General features: G+C 70.2%; 17 protein-coding genes. 5 read left to right on the top strand and 12 right to left on the bottom strand.

Annotated features, from left to right (window positions below; translation table 11 throughout):
- Positions 1-22: 22 nt before the first annotated feature.
- The gene (locus OEB96_RS35090) at positions 23-2,212 is read left to right on the top strand and encodes a rhomboid family intramembrane serine protease (RefSeq protein WP_266221216.1); all 2,190 of its coding nucleotides are present in this window, start codon (positions 23-25) and stop codon (positions 2,210-2,212) included.
- A gap of 84 nt (positions 2,213-2,296) precedes the next feature.
- Positions 2,297-2,620, top strand: a complete 324-nt coding sequence (locus OEB96_RS35085) for a 4a-hydroxytetrahydrobiopterin dehydratase (RefSeq protein ID WP_266221215.1) — start codon at positions 2,297-2,299, stop codon at positions 2,618-2,620.
- On the opposite strand, the gene OEB96_RS35080 is transcribed toward OEB96_RS35085, so the two are convergent.
- Positions 2,617-3,447 (bottom strand): metal-dependent hydrolase, encoded by an 831-nt coding sequence (locus tag OEB96_RS35080; protein ID WP_266221214.1) that lies wholly within the window; start codon positions 3,445-3,447, stop codon positions 2,617-2,619. The genes OEB96_RS35085 and OEB96_RS35080 overlap by 4 nt on opposite strands.
- Positions 3,448-3,563: 116 nt before the next feature.
- Between OEB96_RS35080 and OEB96_RS35075 the strand changes: the two genes are divergently transcribed.
- The gene (locus OEB96_RS35075; protein WP_266221213.1) at positions 3,564-4,568 is read left to right on the top strand and encodes an AraC family transcriptional regulator; all 1,005 of its coding nucleotides are present in this window, start codon (positions 3,564-3,566) and stop codon (positions 4,566-4,568) included.
- Positions 4,569-4,636: 68 nt separating this feature from the next.
- Here the strand turns inward: OEB96_RS35075 and OEB96_RS35070 are convergent, their stop codons facing one another.
- From OEB96_RS35070 to OEB96_RS35040, 7 genes are all read right to left on the bottom strand, one after another.
- Complete coding sequence (locus OEB96_RS35070; protein ID WP_266221212.1) at positions 4,637-6,109, bottom strand: SpoIIE family protein phosphatase; 1,473 nt, start codon at positions 6,107-6,109, stop codon at positions 4,637-4,639.
- A gap of 22 nt (positions 6,110-6,131) precedes the next feature.
- Entirely contained in the window at positions 6,132-6,410 is a 279-nt protein-coding gene (locus tag OEB96_RS35065) for a hypothetical protein (protein ID WP_266221211.1), read from the bottom strand.
- Between the two features lie 25 nt (positions 6,411-6,435).
- Complete coding sequence (locus OEB96_RS35060) at positions 6,436-7,608, bottom strand: V4R domain-containing protein (protein WP_266221210.1); 1,173 nt, start codon at positions 7,606-7,608, stop codon at positions 6,436-6,438.
- A 136-nt stretch (positions 7,609-7,744) separates the two neighbouring features.
- Positions 7,745-9,232: an ATP-binding protein gene (locus OEB96_RS35055; RefSeq protein ID WP_266221209.1), complete on the bottom strand. Its 1,488-nt coding sequence runs from the start codon at positions 9,230-9,232 to the stop codon at positions 7,745-7,747.
- A gap of 11 nt (positions 9,233-9,243) precedes the next feature.
- Positions 9,244-9,636 (bottom strand): hypothetical protein, encoded by a 393-nt coding sequence (locus tag OEB96_RS35050; protein WP_266221208.1) that lies wholly within the window; start codon positions 9,634-9,636, stop codon positions 9,244-9,246.
- A gap of 79 nt (positions 9,637-9,715) precedes the next feature.
- Positions 9,716-10,039 (bottom strand): response regulator transcription factor, encoded by a 324-nt coding sequence (locus OEB96_RS35045; protein ID WP_266221207.1) that lies wholly within the window; start codon positions 10,037-10,039, stop codon positions 9,716-9,718.
- Positions 10,040-10,203: 164 nt separating this feature from the next.
- Positions 10,204-12,216 (bottom strand): tetratricopeptide repeat protein, encoded by a 2,013-nt coding sequence (locus tag OEB96_RS35040; RefSeq protein ID WP_266221206.1) that lies wholly within the window; start codon positions 12,214-12,216, stop codon positions 10,204-10,206.
- Positions 12,217-12,329: 113 nt separating this feature from the next.
- Here OEB96_RS35040 and OEB96_RS35035 point away from each other — a divergent pair, with 113 nt between their 5' ends.
- Positions 12,330-13,859, top strand: a complete 1,530-nt coding sequence (locus tag OEB96_RS35035; RefSeq protein WP_266221205.1) for a hypothetical protein — start codon at positions 12,330-12,332, stop codon at positions 13,857-13,859.
- A 7-nt stretch (positions 13,860-13,866) separates the two neighbouring features.
- On the opposite strand, the gene OEB96_RS35030 is transcribed toward OEB96_RS35035, so the two are convergent.
- On the bottom strand, positions 13,867-15,177 hold the full coding sequence (locus OEB96_RS35030; protein ID WP_266221204.1) for a cytochrome-c peroxidase: 1,311 nt from the start codon (positions 15,175-15,177) through the stop codon (positions 13,867-13,869).
- Positions 15,178-15,384: 207 nt separating this feature from the next.
- On the opposite strand from OEB96_RS35030, the gene OEB96_RS35025 reads away from it, so the two are divergent.
- Complete coding sequence (locus OEB96_RS35025; RefSeq protein WP_266221203.1) at positions 15,385-15,903, top strand: DUF4351 domain-containing protein; 519 nt, start codon at positions 15,385-15,387, stop codon at positions 15,901-15,903.
- Positions 15,904-15,908: 5 nt separating this feature from the next.
- On the opposite strand, the gene OEB96_RS35020 is transcribed toward OEB96_RS35025, so the two are convergent.
- The 3 genes from OEB96_RS35020 to gcvH form a co-directional block, all read right to left on the bottom strand.
- Entirely contained in the window at positions 15,909-16,973 is a 1,065-nt protein-coding gene (locus OEB96_RS35020) for a hypothetical protein (protein WP_266221202.1), read from the bottom strand.
- A gap of 74 nt (positions 16,974-17,047) precedes the next feature.
- The gene (locus OEB96_RS35015) at positions 17,048-18,235 is read right to left on the bottom strand and encodes an aminotransferase class V-fold PLP-dependent enzyme (protein WP_266221201.1); all 1,188 of its coding nucleotides are present in this window, start codon (positions 18,233-18,235) and stop codon (positions 17,048-17,050) included.
- A gap of 126 nt (positions 18,236-18,361) precedes the next feature.
- Positions 18,362-18,751 (bottom strand): glycine cleavage system protein GcvH, encoded by a 390-nt coding sequence (gcvH, locus tag OEB96_RS35010; RefSeq protein ID WP_266221200.1) that lies wholly within the window; start codon positions 18,749-18,751, stop codon positions 18,362-18,364.
- Positions 18,752-18,794: the final 43 nt, after the last annotated feature.

Here is an 18,794-nt window from a genome sequence, read left to right as displayed (position 1 = left end):
CGGAAAGGGAAGGAAGCCGGCAGTGCTGGGCGAGCTGGTGCTGCTGGTGGCCATCTTGGTCGGGGTGGTGTTCGCCGGCCAGCTCCGCCGTGGCGATCCAGGGCAGCGGGGCTACGTGCTGGTGCTGGCCACCGTGCTGGTGCTGGCCGTGCTCGCGGCGCTGCGCGCCGATCGGTTCCTCTCGATCGTGGCGGTGAGCCTGGGCGCATTGGTGGTGGTGGTGCCGTGGCTGCTCGACGTGGCGGTGCGCGCGGCGTTCGGACGCGAGCGGCTGGCGCTGGCCGTGCGCCTGGCGGGCCTTCGCGCGACGCTCATGCTCGGGGCGGGGCTGGGTCGCCAGCAGGCGATCCTTCGCGGGCTGGCGGTGCTCGAGCGACAGGGGGTCGACGGGGCGCTGTCGTACTTCCGCACGCTGGCCCACGAGACCGAGGACGACACCGAGCTGCGGATCATCCACGAGCAGATCGTGTCGATGCTGCTGTTCGGTCAGCGGTGGAACGAGGGCATCGCCCACTACGAGGCTCGATTCCCTCCCGACTACGCGGCGGGGCGACCTCCGCTGGCCTTGGGCCTGCTGCGCGCCTATGGCGAGGCGGGGCGGCTGTCGCATGCCGCGAGCCTCTTGCGGGCCGTCGAGGAGCTGCTGGGGCGAGACCCGCGAGCGGCAGGCGTCGTCTCGCAGGCACGGCTGACGTTCCTGGCCTACGCCGGTCAGGCCGAGCCGGTCGCGGCCGCGCTCACCGACGAGCGCCGGCGGCGGCTCGGGCTCTCGGCGGCCAGCGGGGCGCTGTTTCGGGGCATCGCGCTGGCGCGGGCGGGTCGAGCCGACGCCGCCGAAGCCGAGCTTCGCCGGGTGGCCGATCTCGCGGGCTCGCGGGACGGACGAGTGGTGCATGCCAGCCGCAAGGCCATGGCCGACGCGCCCGAGCCGGCGCTCCCGCTGCCTCCGGAGCTGCACGGCTACGCCGAGCGGGTGGCCGATCGCCTCGAGGGATTCCTGGCCGTGGCCCCCGCCGTGCGTCGGGTGGGATCGCTCTGGATCACGCCGGGTCTCTTGCTGCTGCTGGGCACCGGCTATGTGGTGGGGCAGCTGCTCGACGGGGGCGGTGCGGGCCTTGTGCGGCTCGGCGCCGCGATGCCCGAGCTGTTGCAGGCGGGTTCGTGGGGGCGGCTGCTCACCGGGATGCTGGTGCAGACCGAGCCCATCGGCCTGCTCCTGACCGTCTACGCGGTGTGGCTCGCGGGTCCGTTGGTCGAGCGCGTGGCGGGGCGAGGCCCGACGCTGGTGGGCTCGCTGGGGGCAGGCGCCTTGGGGCTGTGGGTGGCCTCGCGGCTGGCCGAGGATCCGGCCGTCGTGCTCGGCGGTGGGGCCCTCTTGGCGACGGGACTCTTGTGCGGCGCGCTCGCGGTGCTGCTGGCCCCGCGAACCAGCCTCCCGCGGCGCACCCGACGGGTGCTCGCGTTGCCCCTGCTGCTGCTGCTGCTCGCGCTGGCGGTGACCATTCCCCGCGAGGGCGCCGGCCTCCACGTCTCGGGCGTGGGCATGGGCGCCGCCGCCATGGCAGGGGCCCTGAGCACCAGCCTGGCCACCTGGCGCTGGTGCGCGGCCGTGCTTCGCGTGATCGGGTTCGGGCTCGTTCTGTGCCTCCCGGTGGCGCTCTTGCAGGTCGGCCTCGAGGATCCGCAGGCCTTCGAACTCGAGCATCGTCGTTCCCTCACCGCGCAGGGCGTGGTGTTGTCGGTCCCTGCGCGCTTCGAGGTGCTCACCGAGCCCCGCGAGCGCCCGGCAGGAGCGCCGTGGAGGCTCGAGCCCGGGCTCCACGACACGCTCGCGCAGCGCGTGGGCGATCGGGTGCAGGTGCTGGTCACCCCCACGGGCCCCGAGAGCCAGTCCGACAGCCGGTCCCACAGCGCTCTTCTGCGGGTGAATCCGGATCTGCGTCGCGCGCTGGTCGATGTGGAGGCCCCGGCGCCGCCGGGCTTTCAGGAGGCCTACGAGCGCGCGTCGGCGCGAGCCGGCATCGACCCGGCGACGCTGCGCAGCACCATCGTGCGGGGCGATGGCATCGACGTGGGGATCGTGCTCGAGCGGCCGCTGCCCGGGGGCATCTCCGTGGTGTTGATCGCGGCGCCTCCCTCGGCCCTCGATCACGACGCGGCGCTCTACGCCGCGATGATCGCCGACGCCGTGCCTCCGCCGGCGGGGCCGTAGGCCTGCCGCGCGGACGTACCGCGCGGACGCACTGGCGACGAGGCGAGGTGCGGTCGTCCCTCGAGCTGGGGTAGCGTGGTGGCCATGGCTGCTCGCTACACCCAACCGTCCGAGGAGGAGCTGGCGCAGGCCCTGGTCGAGCTACCGGGCTGGAGCCTGGCCGACGGCAAGCTGCACCGACGCTATCGCTTGCCCTCCTTCGGCAGCGCCATCGCGTTCATGGTGCGCGTCGCCTTCGAGGCCGAGCGGATCGACCACCATCCCAATTGGAGCAACGTCTACGATCGGGTGCAGGTCGAGCTGTGGACGCACGACGTGGGGGGCATCACCGATCGCGATCTGACCCTGGCCCGCGCGATGGAGCAGCACGCCCGCGCGCTCGGAGCCCAGGACGGCTCGGCCGCCTAGATCGAGCTGGCCTGGGTGCCGGCCTGCTGGGCGCGCCAGTCCTGGACCAGGGCGTGGCTGTCGATGTCCAGCGGGTGGAAGGACCTTCGGAAGTAGGCCGCGTAGTGCGGCCACATCCCTCGCAATGCGCCGCGATCGCCCCACAGCGAGGTCAGCATGTCGCGCCACTCTCGACGCGACCACAGCACGCCGTCGGCGGCCATCAGGCGCAGCTGCTGCTCCACGATCATCGACCAGAAGATCGCGCTGGCCACCACCATCGCCAGGCGTCGCTCGAACACCGTGCCCCCCACGGCCACGAACACGTCGAAGGCCACCGCCTTGTGCTCGTTCTCCTCGGCCGCATGCCACCGCCACAGCGCAGCCAGCTCCGGGTCGGCGCCGTCGAGCAGCCACGGCTTGCTCAGCAGCGAGTGCCCCATCATCGCGGTGAAGTGCTCGAGCGCGCAGGTGGCCGCGAGCTGCAGACGGGCGGGGAGGCGACGCACCACGGCAAGCAGCCGCGTGACCTCCCGCTCCATGCGCTGGGTGCCGATGCCCTGGGCGTGGAGGAAGCGGTTGTAGCGATCGTGCTCGCGGCCGTGGTGCCCCTCTTGCTCGTTGAACGCCTTGACCTCTCGTCGCAGCTTCGGGTCGTGCACGCGGGGCAGCGCGAGCTTGAGCGTGTGGATGAAGAACCGCTCGCCCACCGGGAAGAACAGCGAGAGGTTGTCGAAGAACCGCGTCGCGGCCCGGCGCCCACCGAGCCAGTGGCGGGGCGTCGAGCTCGACGGTCCTCCGATCCGAAAGCGCAGATCACGAGGCTCGATGGTCGGGGCCCGCAGCATGCTCGTTACGATGAGCGCATCGCGGCTTCGTCGCACGGTCCCGGTGCGCCAGCTTTCTGTCATTTTGGGCCAAGACTCCGCTCGGGGGCCGTGAACGTGCCAAGATCGGCTCTCCAATGAAGGGGACGCGCGCAGCGAGCATCCCAGCGGTCCATGCGCTGCACCTGGTTCGCCTGCTCGAGGAGGATTTCGCCGTGTCGGCGGCGGCGGTGCTCGAGCCGCTGCGGCTCGATGCGGAGGCGCTGGCCGAGCCGGGGCGCCGGCTCTCGGTGGGCGAGCTCGAGCGGCTGGTGGTGCGCGCCCACGCGCTGTGCGGCGACCCGGCGCTGGCGGTGCGCTTTGGGATGCGCATGCAGATCTCGGCCCATGGCTACCTGGGGTTTGCGGCCATGACGGCGGCCACCATCGGCGATGCCCTTCGCCTGGCCGTACGCTTTGCGCCCACGCTGACCGATGCGCTGCAGCTGAGCCTGGTGGAGGGCGAGCACCAGGCCGCGCTGTGCGTGACCGAGCAAGCCGAGCTCGGGGAGGCCCGCGAGGGGATCGTCATTGCGCTGCTGGTGGGGATCTGGCGCATTGGCCTCATGCTCACCGACGGGCCGCTGCCGGGGGCGGCCGAACTGGCGATGCCTCGTCCGGGCTGGTGGGTCGAGTCGATCCTGGGTGATGGTGAGATCCGCTTCGATGCTCCGGCGCATCGCCTGGTGTTCGATCGGGCCCTGCTGCACCGGCCGATCCGGCTCGCCGATCCCATGGCCGCTCGCCTCGCGCGCCAGCAGTGCGAGCAACAACTGGCCATGCTGGGCACGGCCCACGACGTGGTGGGGCAAGCGCGCAATCTGCTGCTCGATCCGCGGGGCGGCATTGCCAGCCTCCCGTCGATCGCACGCGCGCTGCACCTGTCCACGCGCACCCTCAAGCGACGGCTGGCCGAAGCGGGCTGCAGCTATCGGTCGCTCGTGGACGACGTCCGCCGAGAGCGAGCCCTCGTGCTGCTCGCCGAGCCCGGGCTGGACCTCACCACCATCGCCATGCGGTTGGGCTATAGCGACGCGACCAACTTCTCGCGTGCGTTTCGGCGATGGACCGGGGCACCGCCGAGCCGGTATCGCCGGGGGTAGCGTGCGACCAGGAGGTGACGAGAGAGGGCGATCGCGCCCCGGCCTCGCGACTGGCACGCTCGGCTCCTTCACCCGTGTCGCGCCACCAGCAGCGTGACGTCGTCGGCGCGCGAGCACGTCCATGCTTCGATCGCCTGCCACAGCGCGGTGCAGATCACATCGACCGGCTCGCTCGCGTGCTCGCGCAGCAGCTCGCACAGCCGCTCGATCCCCAGCATCTGGCCGGCGTCGTCGCGGGCCTCGGTCGCCCCGTCGGTCAGCATCAGGATGATGTCGCCGGGCGCGAGGTGAACGGTCACGTCTTCCTTGGCCGGGGGCGCATCGCTCAGCCCGAGCCACGTGCCCCTGGGGGCATGGAGCTCGACACGACCGGTCGCCCTCCGCAGCACCACCAGGTCCTCGTGGGCCCCCGCGACGACGAGCGTGCCATCGCTACGGTAGCGGGCCAGGCAGAACGTGGTGTAGTCGTCGCGGCCGAGCCGGTGGCGCACGTTGTCGAGCAGCAGGCGGTTGACGTGGGTGATGATCTCCGAGGGGCGGGCGTCGGGCAGGCAGCGCACGGCGGCCCCCACCGCGCTCTGGAGCATCAGCATGCTGAGCCCGGCGATGAGCCCGTGGCCGGCCACGTCGCCGATCCCCAGCCATGCGCCTCCCTCCGCGGGCACCACGTCGTAGTAGTCACCGCCGACCTCGGTGAAGGGCTCCATGCGGGCCGCAATCTCGAGGCCAGGGACGTCGAGCATGGCCGGCAGGATGGCGGTCTGGATCCGCTGGGCAATCTCGAGCTCGGCCGTGAGGCGCTCGCGTTCCTCCTCCTGCTTCTGGCGCAGCAGCACGCGCGCGCTGACGTCGCGCAGCGTCATCACGCAGCCCGCGAAGCCGGTGACCGGGAGGTGGATCGCCCGGATCTTGGCCTCGATGTGCTTGTCGTCGTGGAGCAGGTCGAAGCTCTCGTCGAGACGCTTGCGGGTGCGGGCCTGGATCGCGGCCCGCTGCAGGGGCCCGAACGCATCGGGGTCGAACAGCTCGAACACGTTCTTGCCGGTGACCGCGGCCTCGGAGAGCGCCACTCCATGGGTGGTGCGAAAGCTGGCGAGTTCGAAGAATCGGGCGTTGAAGCGCACCAGGTGGTGCTGCGCGTCGATGATTGCGATGCCCTCGTCGACCGCAGCCACGGCGGCCGAGAGCTGGTTGTGCATCTGCTCGAGCTGGTGGACGAGATCGGCATCCGTGGCCAGCACGGGCTCGGCGAAGATCGTCCACCAGCCGGACTCCTCGCGCCCCGCGCGAAGCCGCACGAGACGATCGGCGCGGACCGGTCGCAGCACCACCAACAGGTCGACCAGCCCGCCCGTGTAGCCGCTGATCTTCTCGTCGAAGGCGTGCAGCCCCCGTCGGTCGCGCGGGCTGAACAGCTCCTCGAACGCGGTGCCGATCAGGCCCTCGCGCGTGCACTGGAACAGCTCGCAGAACGTATCGTCGACCCGCGCGATGCGCCAGCGCTCGTTGGCGACCATGACCCCGATCGGCAGGCTCACCATGGGGTCCACCGTCGGGCGACGACTATGCTCGCTCGAAGAAGCCGATGCGCCGGTGGAGCGCCTCCACGTCGGCGTCGGTGCAGCCGCGGCGTCGAATCACCGTGATCGGGTTGCCGCCCCCGACGGCTCGAAACAGGAAGCGCTCGGACTGGATCTCGATGACCCCGAAGCCGGGCGTGTGGTGGAGGGGTCCGTAGCACGCCTGCAGCACGCCCCAGATCCGGCGCACCTCGTCGACGTGGAAGAAGTACTTGTAGGTCTCGGGGTGGATGCACGCGTACGACCGCTCCCGATGGACCATGATGGAGGGCTCGACGAGGACCGGCTCAGGCGGGCTCGACCTCGAAGTGACAGCAGGGGGCATCGGTGCAGATGCACTGGTTCTCTTCGGACAGGAAGGTGCCGAAGCGGTCTTCGAGCAGCCCCTCGCCGTAGACCAATTCCATCATGCCGGCCGAGACCCCGCACAGCATGAAGCACTGCGGATCGTCGCAGCTGCCGCGGTACTCGCGGTGGCCGATGGCCTCGTAGCCGTTGAGCGACTCGATGGTCAGCGTCTCGGCCGGGCGGTGCTCGGTCACCCGCCAGTTGCCCCAGCCAAAGCCATTGGACAGCGCCATGAGGCCGTAGAGCGCGTCCTCCTTGTGTTGGATCATGGGGGCGATGAGCGCGTCCCACTCGGCCGAGGCCATGATGCCGCGGAAGGTGTTCATGGCACACGTCTCCCCGGCGAACGTGAGCAGGCGCTGCGCGGTGCGGAACAGCCCCTTGGCCCGCATCTGCTCCACGAACTGGATGCACATCAGGTTGTAGAAGTCGGCCGGGGTGAGCGCGAGGTAGACCCCGAACGCGGGGATCAAGCCCTCGTCGCTGCCCATGAACGGCATCTGGACCAGCGCGTCGATGATGGCTTGCTCGTCGATGTTGCCGTGCTCGCCGTGGCCGTCGGCCGCCTTGGGGTGGAAGTCGGACGGGCGCTTGTCGTTGCGGAGCACGGGCTCGTGGCGCGCGTCCACCGTGAACTCGCAGCGGTCGTCGCCGGCGTTCATGCACTTGTGCTCGCGCACCGAGAACGGACGGCCGAGGGCAGCGGCGAGGGCCCCCTGGAGATAGCCCTCGGTGAAGGTGCAGGCCTTGCGCTGGGTCTCGGAGAAGCCCGCTTGCCAGCCCTCGACGTAGTGCGACTGATCGGAGGTCACCACTCCCTCGGCGGCCCTCGAGAGCTCGAGGCGACCGAAGCCGAGGTGTGCATAGAGTGCCCCCACGGCCGCGAGGCGGGTGGCCTCGTCGTCACCCTCCTCGAGCACGTTGGCCACGTGCTCGGCGAACACCGCCTCGGCCGAGTCGCGGATGATCTTGGCTCCGTCGACGTCGGTCACGTGCTCGATGGTGTGCTGCAGGCGTGCGTTGTAGTGGTGGCAATGGATGATGGTCTCCTTGCCGCCGATCATGCGACGGTGCTCGTCGGCCTTGTACTGAAGGGCGAAGCGTTCTCGCATGGGGCCTTCAGTCTAACACGCTGCCACCGGGCACCATTTTCCGGAGTGAGGAGGGGAATGAAAACGTCGTCAGGTGCCCTGCGGGCCGCCGCCGCGACTCGACCTCCCATCGCGAGCGGCATGGCGCGAGGCGTGGCTAGGACGGCAGGTTCGGCAATCGGTCGGGTCGTAGCGCGAGCACCTCGTGACCATCGACCTCCACCACCTCCATGGGATCGTCGGAAGTGGTGGGACAGATGCGTGTTGCCGTGGTGAGCCTTGGCAACGTTTCGACGCCCCAGGTGTCGTGGAGCGGACCCCAGCGCAGCGACACGGCGTACCGCCGTGGCGTGGGGCTGGGATCGGCGATGCCGAACGCGGCCAGTGGGTCGAGCACCTGCGATGGGACCTCGGGCAGCACGGTCGTGGTCCAGTGCCCGGGAATCGCCAGCGACAGGCCCGGACGCCCCTCGAACACCAGCACCTCCACCCGGCTGCGAGGCGCGGGGATGCGCATGACCACACGGGTTCCCCCGCCGGAGCGGTCTTCGATGCTCACATCGCCGCCGGCCTTGCGCAGCGCCGAGCGAACGGCGTCGAGACCGACCCCCCGACCGGAGACCGGGCTGGTCTGGCGGGCGGTGGAGAACCCCGCGCGGAACAACACCTCCCGGGTCTCGGCCAAGGAGGCGCGCGTGGGATCGGCGATGAACCCGAGCGCGTGGGCTCGGTGGGCGATCGCATCGTGATCCAGGCCGCGGCCATCGTCCTCGACCACCAGCGCCACCCCGTCGGGGGTGGCCTCGGCCATGACGCGCAGGGTGCCGTGCTCGGGCTTGCCCGCCGCCGTGCGCTGCTCCGGAGGCTCGATTCCGTGGTCGATCGCGTTGCGGATCGAGTGCAGCAGGCCCACGTCGACCGCGTCGGCGACGCGACTGATCACGCACAGACCGCGGGTGTCCGAGGCCGTGTGCACGAGCTTGCCGAGCTGCTCGCCCAGCTCGCATGCGGCACCAAGGTGGCGCTCGACCAGGGGCCCGAGCGCCACGGCCGACAGCAGGGCGACCTCGTGCCGCAGGAGCGCCCACAGCTCGCGCAAGCGCTGCTGCGAGGCTCCGCGGGCGCCGAGGTGCTCGAGGAACGCCATGGCGGCGGCGCGGGCGAGCCGCTGACGCTGGTCGAGGGACGCGTCGGCGGGCGAGGTGGGCGAGAGGCTGGTGCCGTTGCGCTCGGCCGCGCGCGTCAGGGGCTGGGCCGCCGCCACGGCGGCGGTGACCTCTTGCACGAAGCCGTCGAGGTCGATGCCGGCCACCGACGTCCCCGAGCGCTTGCGCGCCAGCAGCCCGATGAAGTGGAACGACATCGTCACGAGCAGATCGATGTCTTCGGGGACCGCGTAGTGAAGCCGTGCCGCCACGGCCATGAGGTTCTCGAGCTCGTGGCAGACCAGCTCCACGTCACCAAAGCCGATCATCTGGGCATCACCCTTGAGGGTGTGGATCAGGCGCAGCAGCTCGGGGGCGTCGTCATCGTGACCGGTGCCCTGGCTCAGGCCAAACCAGATCGATTCCGCTCGGCCGAGGCGCTCGGCCGCCAGCTGCCGAAAGCGCTGGAGGATCTCGTCGGGAATGGCCTCGTCCGACATCGGCCTTCCGCCTAGGTCTCGATCGAGACCAGATCGGTGGCAAAGCAGCTGAGCGCGCGGAGGCTGCGGTGCTGCCAGTGCTTGGTCGCATCGGAGAGGAAGCGGATCTGGTAGCGTCGTTCCTCCGGTTGCTCGAGGAGATCCGAGAGCCAGGTGATGAGGCACTTGAAGCAGGACGAGTTCATGAACTCGAGCTCCCGCATGTCCACCGCGACCTCCTGCACCCCGAGGACGGCTGCTTGCTCCCTCATGGTGGTGACGGCCCGCTGAACGTGCTCGCGGGTGCTCTCGTCGGCGTTGCCGATCAGCGCCAGCGTGGCCCGCCGGCCCGTGGACGAGTCGCCCTCGGACGATGCACGGGCCGAGAAGCCCTGGCAAGCGATCGGGGGGAAGTCGATGGGCATCGGATCGAAGCTCTCTGCCTCGATCCTAACAGGGGCCGAGGGCTGGCAGCGCGGGAAACGTCGGGCATCGCATGCGCGGTCAGTAGGGCGGAGGCTCGTGCGGGCGCGCGATCAAGTTGCGGACCGCATCGACCAGGGGAGCCGCTCCCGAGGACTTCGTGATGATCCCGGGCGCAGAGTCGGCCGACATCATCACGCGCGGGCAGGGCAGCGGGATCGTGGCGCCATCACCATCGGGCAGCTGGGTGTCGACCAGCGCCGCATCGAACGTCTGGGTCGACGCCTTGTCGCAGGCGTCGGAGACGGTGGTGGCCACCACGACGTCGTAGCCGGCCTTCTCCAGCGCGCGCCGGAACACCATCGCACAGATGTCGCTGTCTTCGACGAGCAAGACCCTGGCCACCGAACCCCTCACATGGCCAGCCTATCACACTCGCCTCGCGCCCCGTCCGGTCGAATCGGTGAGCCGCGTTCCGACGAATCCCCGACGGGGCGTCCCCCGATATCGTCCTGGTACCCAGGTGCGAATGCAACCTCGCACCATTTCGGGACACGCATGGACCTCGGCTACTTCTTGTTCTTGGGCGCCGGCGCCGGCAGGCTGTCGAGGATGGCCTTGAACTGCGGATGGTTGGGCATCATCTGCAGCGCGGCCGTGCACACCTGACGCGCTTCCTCGAACATGTTGCCGTCGCGCATGCACGAGGCCAGGGCGACCACGGGCTCGACCGCCCTGGGGTTCAGGGCCACCACGACGCGCAGGTGCTCCACCGCCTCGCGGGGGCGGCCCTGCTTGCGGAGGATGGCCGCGATGAGGTTGCGGATCTCGGCGTCGTTGGGGCGGAGCTTGACCGCGTTGTTCAGGTGGGCGAGGGCCGCGCCGTCGCCCTCGCTCTGGCGCACGGCCAGGGCCAGCATCATGTGCGGCTGCCAGAAGCGGTCGTCCTTGGCGATGATCTCGCGCATCAGCTTGGCCGCCTTGGTCTGGGCGGCCGCGTCGCCCGAGCGCACCTGCTCGATCGCCTCGTCGTAGCGATCCTCGAAGTCCTCCAGATCGAGCTGCAGCCGGCCTCGGCGAGCAAACGCATCGTCGTCGAGGGTGCGGCGGGGCAGGGCGAGGATCTTCTCGAGGGACTCCCGCGCCTTCTCCGGGTCGTCGCCATCGAGGTACATGGTGGCCACGTAGCGCAGCACCGTGGCGCTCTGTGGGTGCTGCTCGGCGGCCCGCAGCAGCAGCAGGGTGGCGTCCTCGTTCTTGTCCTCCTCGTGGAGGTCGAGCAGCATGTCCAGCGTGCTCTTGGCGATGCGGGAGGACTCGACCGCCGTTCGGAGCAGCGACATCGCCTCCTCGCGGTCCTCCTGGCCCTGGTCGTCGTCGTCGGCCCGGTCCCACAGGACGTTGGCCAGATCGCCGTAGGCGGTGGCCACCTGGCCCTCGTCGACCGCCCGGCGCAGGAACGGCTCGGCCTCGTCGAACTTGTCGTCCTCGATGAGCAGCGAGCCGAGCTGGGCCATCAGCGCCGGGTCCTCGTTGCCACGCTCGGCGGCGAACTGGGCCACCTTCATCGCGTTGTCCTTGTCACCCGCGCCCCGCAGGGTCTGGATGAACTGGGTGGTGACCGCGGCGTTGGTGGGGTCGAGGTTGAACGCCTGGTTGAACGCCTGCACCGCCGAGCCGAGGTCGCCGAGCTGGCGGAACAGGGTGGCGAGGTGGTGGAACAGGCTCTGGTCGTCCTTGCGCTGCTGCGCGGCGATGTTCAGCGCCTGCAGCGACAGCGGGATCGCGGTCTGGTCCACCGGGTTGCGCACGAGGATGTCGACCATCAGGTGCAGGCCCTGCACCGCCTGGTCCATCTTGGGATCGCGCCGGATCGCGTCCATGAACGGCGATAGCAGCTGCTCGGGGCCGGCGGGCACGCAGCGACCCTGCAGCGCGCTGAGGTTGCCCAGGCCCACGAGGAAGGAGATGAGCGCCTGGGTGTCGCTCGTGCCGAACGCTTCCTTCCAGTCCTGGGCGTCGATCTGGATGTCGTCGCTGGCCGCGAGCTTGCCGAGCATGGTGAACATCTGCTCGGGCAGGCCCTCGGTGTCGCCGTTCCACTCGACCGCGTCGAGCTCGACGAGGGCATCACCCTCGCCGACCGTGACCAGCCGGGCCTTGATCGACAGCGAGTCGTTGTCGATCTGCATGTTGGCCACCAGCCCGCGCTTGGCGTTGGGGAAGCGCTTGATCCCCTCGGACGCCCGCTCGTCGGTCCAGCCCTCGCGGAACACCATGAGCGCGGGGACCTTGCGGCCGTCCTGCTCGGCGAGGGCGGTGAACACGGGGGCCGCGGCCTTGGCCCCGCGGGCCGCGAGCTCCTGGGCCCACCAGCGCTGGATGCCCATGGCCAGGGGGGCGCCCTTGCCCTCGTTGGTGCAGGCGATGGGGAGGATCACCAGCTCGATCGACTGCGCGGCCTGTGCGCTCTCGCCATCGTCCTCGTCGTCCTCCTCGAGCTCGTCCTCGTCGCGATCCTCGAGCTCGTCGGGCACGTCGTCGGTCTGTGGCTCGGGGGTCTGTTCGTCTTCGCCTGCCATGGAAGGGCGAAGCCTGCCCCATGCCCTCGAGGCGTGCAAGGCGAGGCCCGGGCGGCGTTCTCACCCATCGGCGCCACTGCGCGGCGTTCGAGGCTGATACGGTTGGGCCACACATGGCCCGTTCCCGGAGCTCGGACCCAGGTGCGAGATGTGCGCGAGCCTCCGTCGTCGCGTGGGGGCTGAGTGCGATTGCGGGCTGCGGCGAGGCGTCGGTCGACGTGGTGGCGGTGTGGGTCGACGGGGTCAGCGATGCCGACGGCAATCGCCCGCTGAGGATCTACCATGGCGATGGGCATGGCGATGGGCTTGGCGACGGGCCAGGGAACGGGTCGGGAAACGAGCGCTCGTCGCTGCTGATCATTCCGGACATCCCAGGATCGGGCATCGACGTGATGCAGGTCGGCGTGGATCCGCTGGGGCGAGGGATCGCGGTGTCGGGCACCAACGCGACCGTGTGGATGGATCGCGGCTCGGGACGGCGGGTGACCGTGTCGCCCGAAGCGGCCGGACTCGACGCGGTGGTCGAGCCCGGCTTTTCGTTCACGCGGGCCGGCGATGCGCTGCTGCGCGCGCTGGAGGTCGAGCCGGGGCAGCCGCCGGCGTGGCTGCTGGCGCCGCTCGGCGGCCCGTCGCAGCGGGTGCACGTGCTCGAGGCGCCGCGGGCGGCGGCGAGCAATCACCACTGGTCGTTGCGCCATGCCGCCGATGCCCCGGTGGTGATGCTGGCCGAGATCGGCGGGGCGCCGCCCGGGATCGATGGCGAGCTGTGGGCGCTGGCGTATCCGAGCGACGAGGGTGAGGGGCCCGTGGTGGAGCACCTGCGCCCGCTGGCACGCGGTGCCATGCAGGCGGTGGGGCAGGCCGAGGACCCGACCTTCCTCCGGGGCTGCGAGCAGCAGCTGTGCCTGTCGCCCAGCGGGCGCGTGGCCTTTGCGTCGGCGTGGCCCACGGGGTGCGAGCTTTGGCGGTGGTCGTGGGTGGACGCCGAGTCGACGGGGGTCGATACCCCGCCCGAGCCGATCGATGTCCCCTGTCCGACCGATGCCCAGGTGCGCCTGACCGCGGTGCTCGACGACGACTTGGTGGTGATGGACGACTGGGCGCGGATCCATCTGGTCGATCTCGGCGCGGGCACGGCGACCTCGCTGCCCAAGCCCTCGGGCGTGCTGTCCGTGCACCCGGTCGCACGGGGTCATGGGCTGGTGATCTCGTCGCTCGATGGCTCGGTGGCGCGCGTGGATGCCCACGGCCTGCGCATGGTCAACGGCGTGCAGACGCCATGCGGGCTGCGGGACGGCCTTGCGGTGAGCCCGAGCGGGGCGTGGGTGGTGCAGACCTGCAACGGGCAGAACGGGGCCCCCAGCGGGGTCGACGGGCAGGTACAGCGGATCTCGGTGCTGGGGACGGAGGTCTACGGCGGAGTGCCGATGCGGCCGATCGCGATCGACGACGAGGGCAATGCGCTCCTCTACAGCATCTCCTCGGACGACGACGACGGGGTGCCACGCGGGCTGTTCGTGCTGACCGGCGATGGACAGCTGATGCGCGTGGACGAGCTCGAGCCGTTTCCCGCGCGGGTGCTGGTGGAGGGTGCGGAGGGGGTGGCGATCCCCGCCCGCTTTGCCGTGAGCGGCCCGCGCTGAGCCGTGATCAATCGCGGAACGGATCGGAGAAGCGCACGTCCTCGGCCAGCGCGTCGTCGGTCAGCGTGCGCAGGAACTCGACCAGCGCGGTCCTTTGTGCGCCGCTGAGGTTCAGGCGCTGCGGTTGTCCATCGGGAGTCCGCAGGCGCGGGTCGAGGTTGGGGTGCGGCTGCACGCCGTCGGCGTAGTGCTCGACCACCTGCTCGAGGGTCTCGAAGCGGCCGTCGTGCATGTAGGGGCCCGTGTGCTCCACGTTGCGCAGCGACGGTGACTTGAACCGGCCATCGTCCATGGGGTTGCCGGTGACGTCGCCGATGCCGTTGTCGGCGGTGACCGGCCCCGCGTCGAGGCCGTTGTTGGCGGGCGCGGTCATCATGAACACGGCCGCGTTGGGCAAGGGCGCTCCGGGAGGCGGAGGTGGGCCGGGCTGGCCCACGTGGCATGGAGCGCAGCGGCCCGCGGGGCCAAAGAAGATCGCCTTGCCCTCGTTCTGCTGCGCGGTGAAGTTGGGGAAGGGATCGGCCGGGTTGCCCACGGCGGCGAGGCCCTCGTCGTAGGAGGAGCGATGGGAGACGATCGCTCGCACGTACTGGGCGAGCGCCCGCGAGATCCGATCGGCATCCACCCCGGGATCGCCAAACGCTTGCTCGAACAGGAACGGATAGTAGGGCTGCGATTGCACGCGAGCCACCAGCTCGGGCAGGGTCAGCCCCATCTCCACCTCGTTCTGGATCGGCATCAGGACCTGGTCCTCGAGCGTGTCGGCGCGCTCGTCCCAGAAGAAGCGGCCCGGCGCGTAGAACCGCGCATTGGAGAGCCCCATGGAGTTGCGCCCGGTCAGGCCGCCCTCGAAGCCCTCGCTGAACTGGTCGGGATCGGTAAAGCCCGTGTCCTGGGCGTGGCAGCTGGCGCAGGCGATGGTCTCGTTGGCCGAGAGGGCGACGTCGTAGAACAGCACGCGACCGAGGGTGGCGCCGGCATCGGTGATGGGGTTGTCGCCCGGGGTGTTGTCGAGGTCCTGGACGCCAGGGGTCTGGAAGTGAGCGGGAAGCTCGTCGTCGTAGCCGTAGGGCGGCCAGGGGAGATCGAGGTGGTCGAGCACGTCGGCCGGGTAGCCATCACCGGGCTCGCCCGTGCTGGTGCCCCCATCGGAGCCATCCGAGCCATCCGCCGTCGGGTCCTCGCCCGTGGTGCCGGGAGCGCTCGAGGTCTCGGTGTCCTCGGCTTCCGGACCGGGCGTCGAGGGATCGTCGCAGGCGACGGGGCCGAGGGCGAGGAAGGTGCAGCTCACGGAGAGGAACCAGGATCGTGCGTGCATCGACCATGGATCAGAGCAATGACCATGCCAGCCACACGCGCGGCCCGATGACGGCATTGCGGCGTTCGACCGGGCGAAGGAGAGCGCTCCCTCCCCCGAGTCGGCGGATTCCGCAGTCCTGACCCGGCAACAACCGCAGCCCACGACTACGACGAGCTGGTCCCCACGGTGGTGATTGCATGGGTGGCTGAGCCGTTGGTTCCCCCCTTGGATCGGCTTCACACGGTCCTCGAAGTCGAGGAGCGCCATGGCCGCACAGCATTGTGGGATGAGCTGTCGATTCACCTGCTGCAGCTCGGGGCGCCGCCGAGGCCGGCGCTGTTGGAGGGCCAAGGGAGTGACTATGATGGGGTCGTCGAGCGCTGGGCTCGATTCTTCACGTGCTTCGACGACGAAGTCGAGCTCCAGCGCCTCGCTGCGGAGGATCCAATGATGGCCCTGGCCAAGCAAACCCTCGAGGAAATCTCGCAGGATCCCGAGACTCGCCGCCGAGCACGGGAACGGGAGGATGAGATCAAGCTCGACGAGCTCGAGCGGAGGGCCAGCCGCAAGGCGGCCATGGCGGAAGGAAAGGTGGAACTCATCCTCAAGCTGCTGACCAAGCGCTTCGGCTCGGTACCCCTCGCGGCGCGTGCGCGGGTGGAGGCCGCGGCATCCGAGCAACTCGACGCATGGGCCGAGCGGGTGCTCACCGCGTCGACCTTGGACGACGTGCTCGCGTCGTAGCGGGCTCAGAGCTCGACCAGCAGCGGGATCGAGGCGGTGGACTCGCCCGCGGGCGCGACCTCGACGTCGTGATTGGGCACCGAGACGAGATCGCCCGAGTCGGGCGCGAGCGTGCCCGCGAGGTTGCCGTTGTGGTCGAGGAATGCGTTGGCCTGGTAGCTGCCCGCGTGGATCTGATCCATGACCAGATCCACGGAGGTGGCGCCCACCGGCGCCGTGCCACGGATGAAGCGGCTGGGCTGGCAGCTACCGGGGACCAGCGAGCAATCCGTGGTCGACAGCACCACCCAGGCATCGACCGGCTCGGTGGTGGGCGTGGTCCACGAGACGGTCACGCGCAGGGTGGGCATGGCAGGAAATGGATCGTCGTCGGCCCCCGGCGTCGGGTCGTAGGGGAAGTCTCCGTCGAGCGTGCGCGCCTCGACGAGCATGCCCTCCCAGTGCATGTGGGGGCGTCCGAGCACGGTGGCGGTGAGCACCAGGCGCTCGGGCGTCTCGAGGGTGAACGAGGCATCGACGTAGTCGCAGCCGCCGGTGACCGCACAAAAGCGCCAGGTGCCGGCTTGGGGGTCGTGCTCCTGCAGCGTGGTTCGGGTGTCGCGCAAGAACCCCAGGAAGTAGCCGCCGTTGCGGAACACGAGCGTGGGCTCCCCGTCGTGGTCCTCGAGCGCGAACGCAAAGCGCAGGTTGTTGTCGGCATCGAGATCGACCCGCGAAAACAGCGTGCGATCGTCGGCGGGCCGGATGTCCATGGCCATGATGGGGAAGTCGCCGACCGAGGTCATCGAGGTGACGGGGGCGACCCACAGGCCGGGGAGGGCCTGCAGGAAGGCGTGGGCGGCATCGTCGCCCGGTGGAGTACCGGTCGAGTCGGCGCCGTCGCTGCTGCCGTCGGGCTCGAGGCCGGTGTCCTCGGTGCTGGAGCCGGGGCCGTCGCCCTGGGAGGTCGAGGCGGGCTCGCCATCGTCGACCGAGGGCTCGAGGCCGGGGCAGGCGAGCAACGGCAAGGTCAGCAACGAGGCTGGCAGCACGGGAAGGAGGCGAAGGAAGCGACGCTGAACGAGATGCATGGCTAGGGCTCCAGGGCAAGCAGTAGGCCGGCTTCAACACCGAAGGGCCGGACGCGTGTCACCACGGCCTGCGGTCATCGACCGGCGGTGCTGCGGCCGGCGAGCGCGATCACGCGGTCCATGAAGCGATGGACCTCGTCCTCGGTGTTGTAGAAGTGGGGGCCGATGCGCAGGCCGCAATTCGGTCGCCAGTCGTGCTTGAAGCGCTCTTCGATCAAGGCGCGGCTGACCTCCTGGCTGCCGGGGAAGTCGACCGCGACGAAGCCGGTGCGGCGCTCGCCGTCGAGCGGAGAGTGGATGGTCAGGCCGGCCGCCTGCGCGCGCTCGACGATGATCCGCGACAGGGCCAGGTTGTGCGTGCGGATGTTGGCGATGCCCGCCTCGTGCAGGTTGCGCTGGGCCGCGGCCGCGACGTAGTAGGCCGGGATCGAGGGGGTGCCGCCCACGAAGCGCCACGCGCCGTCGGCGTAGCGGATGGGGGCGGGCTCGAATGCGAAGGGATCGGCGTGCCCCATCCAGCCGGTGGTCATGGGGGCGAGCGCGGGCAGCCGATCGGGACGGGTGTAGAGGAATGCCGTCCCGGGGCCTCCGCACAGCCACTTGTGGCTGCCGCCGACCACGAAGTCGGCGTTCCACTGCTGCACGTCGAACGGGACGCAGCCCAGGGTCTGGTAGACGTCGACCATGACCAGGGCGCCGACCTCGTGGGCGCGGCGGCAGATCGCCTCGACGTCGAGCAGGGCGCCCGAGACGTAGATGGCGTGCGAGAGCGGGACGATGGCGGTGTGCTCGTCGATGGCGTCGAGGATCCGCTCGGTGGGCACGTCGATGCCGTCGTCGGAGGGCACCAGGTGGAGCTCGGCACCGAGCTTGGCAAAGCGCTCCCACACGTAGATCACGTTGGGGAACATCAGCGCCTCGATCACCACCTTGTTCCTTCCCTCCCGCTTGGCCTGGTTCCAGTCGATGGTGCTGGCGACCGCGGCCTGGAAGAACGCCACGTTCTGGTTCAGGGTGGTGCAGCCGGGGTGGCCGTTGAACATGCGGGCGATCCCGTCGGCGGTCTGGTCCATCACCGACGGCCACTGGCTCCACGCCTCCACGCCCTCGCGCTCCCAGGCATCGAGGTACTCGGTCAGGGCGGTGCGGGCCGCTCGCGGCATCGCGCCCATGCTGTTGCTGTTCATGTACACGCTGGTGGCGAGGATCGGGTAGTCCTCGCGGTAGCGTGCGAGCGTGGGGAGGGCGGTGGGCTCGGTCATGGCGGCAGCTCGGGCACGGGCGGTTCGGCTCGGCCGAGCGCGGCTCGGGTCGAGCGTGGGTCCACGGTAGCAAGCAACGCCGATCCGTCCACGCGACTGGGCTCACGCGTGGCTGCCCGCCACCTCCTACCCTTGCGCGACCAGCTCGGCGTAGGCCTCGGCGTCGAGCAACCCGTCGAGCTGGCTGGGATCGCTGGGCTTGATCTTCACCAGCCACCCCTCGCCATAGGGGTCCTCGTTGACGGTCTCGGGCGCGTCCTCGAGCTCGTCGTTGCGCTCGGCGATCTCGCCGGACACGGGAGCGAACAGCTCCGAGACGGCCTTGACCGAGTCGATGTCGCCGAAGCTCTCGCCCTGGGTCACGGCGGTGCCCGGCTCGGGCACCGTGATCAGGGTGATGTCGCCCAGCTGCTCCACCGCGTGCGCGGTGATGCCGACCACGATGAGGTCGCCGTCACGGCGCGCCCACTCGTGCTCCTTGGTGTACCGAAGGTCCGCGGGGATCTCGTCGCTCATGCTGCTGTCTTCCGTATGCTCGGGTGCGTGGGGGAGGAGAGGA

Origin of the sequence: Paraliomyxa miuraensis (assembly GCF_026337845.1) — a bacterium.
Lineage (GTDB): Bacteria > Myxococcota_A > Polyangia > Nannocystales > Nannocystaceae > Paraliomyxa > Paraliomyxa miuraensis.
Note: the sequence above shows the minus strand (reverse complement) of the source record. Positions and strands in the feature narration are given on the sequence as shown.